1 protein-coding gene is annotated in these 1,654 nt (G+C 75.0%); it reads left to right on the forward strand.

The annotated features are described in order from the left end of the window. Window positions 1–31 precede the first annotated feature (31 nt). Window positions 32–1,654: acyltransferase domain-containing protein (locus AC2W7G_RS15675; RefSeq protein WP_485869257.1), on the forward strand; the 1,623-nt coding region annotated here is incomplete at its 3' end.

Here is a 1,654-nt window from a genome sequence, read left to right on the forward strand (position 1 = left end):
CGCGCCGCCGGCGCGTGGCTCGCTCGGCGACGTGAAGGACACCCCGCGCCGCTCGCGCGTGCAGACGTCCTTCGCCGCGCCGGACGACCTGCGGGCCTTCGCCCAGGTCTCGGGCGACCACAACCCGATCCACACCAGCACCGCCGCCGCCCGCCTCGCGGGCCTGGGCGAGCCGATCGTCCACGGCATGTGGCTCTCGGCCGCCGCGCAGCAGGCGCTGGCCGCCGACGGCGCCGGTGGTCGGCTGGAGACCCGCTTCATGAGCCCGCTGCGCCTCGGCGCGACGGTCGAGCTGCGGGCCGACCGCACCGGCCTGGACGCCGGCGCCGAGGTGCTGGACGTGACGTGCCGCGTCGACGGCGAGGTCGTCATGGCCGCCACCGCGAAGGTCGCCGCTCCCCGCACGGCGTACGCCTTCCCGGGCCAGGGCATCCAGCACCAGGGCATGGGCATGGCCGGTTACCAGCGCTCGCGCGCCGCGCGTGACATCTGGGACCGCGCCGACGCGCACACCCGCGCGGCGCTGGGCTTCTCGATCCTCACCGTCGTGCGCGACAACCCGACGGTGCTGGTCGCCGACGGCGTCACGCACAAGCACCCCGACGGCGTCCTGTACCTGACGCAGTTCACCCAGGTCGCCATGGCCGTGCTGGGCGCCGCCCAGATGGCCGAGCTCCGTGAGGCCGGCGCCTTCGTCGACGGTGCGCTGCTGGCCGGCCACTCGGTCGGTGAGTACAACGCGCTCGCCGCCGTCTCCGGCGTCATCCCGCTCGAGGCCGTCGTCGAGGTCGTGTTCCAGCGCGGCTCGGTCATGCACACCCTGGTGCCGCGCGACGAGCACGGCCGCAGCGACTACCGCCTGGCCGCGATCCGCCCCTCGCAGATCGGCCTGACCGACGCCGACGTCACCGCGTACGTCGAGGGCGTCGCCGAGCGCACGGGCCAGTTCCTGCAGATCGTCAACTACAACCTGGCCGGCTCGCAGTACGCCGTGGCCGGCACGGTGGCGGGCCTGGAGGCCCTCGAGGCCGACGTGGCCGAGCGCCGCGCGCGCTTCGGCGGCAAGGCCGCGTTCATCCTCGTGCCGGGCATCGACGTGCCGTTCCACTCCACCGTCCTGCGCGGCGGGGTGCCGGACTTCCGGGCCCGCCTGGAGGAGCTGCTCCCGGCCGACGTCGACCCGGACGTGCTCGTCGGCCGCTACGTGCCGAACCTCGTGCCCCGGCTGTTCACGCTCGACCGCGCGTACGTCGAGGAGGTCGCGGCCCTGGTGCCGTCCGAGCCGCTCGACGAGGTGCTGGCCGACTGGGACGCGTGGGCCGCGCGCCCGCACGCCCTGTGCCGCCGCCTGCTGATCGAGCTGCTGGCCTGGCAGTTCGCCAGCCCGGTGCGCTGGATCGAGACCCAGGAGCTGCTGTTCGCGCCCGAGTCCGAGGGCGGCGCCGGTGTCGAGCGCTTCGTCGAGGTCGGCGTAGGCGGCTCGCCCACCGTCGCCAACCTCGCGGCGCAGACGCTCAAGCTGCCCGGTCGCCTCGGCCCCGACGTCCAGGTGCTCAACGTGGAGCGTGACGCCGCCGTCGTGTTCAGCACCGACGAGGAGCCGGCCGCCGAGACCGAGGACGTCGTCGCGGAGGCCCCGGCCCCCGCGGCCGAG

Source organism: Aeromicrobium sp. PFPM2_SD2 (assembly GCF_057364525.1).